Below are 564 nucleotides of genomic sequence, written 5' to 3'. Positions count from 1 at the left end.
GTTTTCTTATGTATCAATGCTTTAAGATCATAATTGTACCATCCTGCACCGGATTTCTCATCGTCTTTTTTCGGTTTTTCAATTGAATTTCAATGACTTGGCATTTATAGACGGGAACTAGATAGGTTCTTCCGTCCCCGACAACATCGGCTCAAAGAATCAGTCCTGGGTGCTGAGGGACTGGTGCGTCTGTTCTGTCAAAAAAACATCCTCCAGAGCTCCTGAGAGAGCGAAAAACACGAGAATCTCTTCTCCTGGCGAGTGCCTTGGCACGAGAAATTGGCTATCGAGCTATCTTGGCCACGTCCCGGTGCCCAAAATGCTGGAACCAGGAGATCGGTGAGCGATGCGGGATAGGCGACTTGACCTTGCGTTCCCGGATCGTCTCGGCCAGCTCGCCGAGACTCTGCTTGGAGAAACCGGGGCTGTCTTCGTGACGTGGTTGATTCGGATCTTCATCGATCAGATCGATGGGCAGCTCCAGCGGCCCGCCGTTCCCACCGGTCGGCTGGTTCAGCAAGCCGGACAGATCACCGATGGAATCCAATCCGAGACTAGAGGGTT

1 pseudogene is annotated in these 564 nt (G+C 52.1%); it reads right to left on the bottom strand.

Annotated features, from left to right (window positions below):
• Positions 1–283: 283 nt before the first annotated feature.
• Positions 284–564 (bottom strand): annotated as a pseudogene (locus ACOCD2_RS25440) (hypothetical protein); the annotation flags it as partial.

It is taken from the genome of Thiolapillus sp., assembly GCF_048562965.1.
Taxonomy (GTDB): Bacteria; Pseudomonadota; Gammaproteobacteria; order Chromatiales; family Chromatiaceae; genus Thiolapillus; species Thiolapillus brandeum_A.
This window is presented reverse-complemented; position numbering and strand designations above follow the sequence as displayed.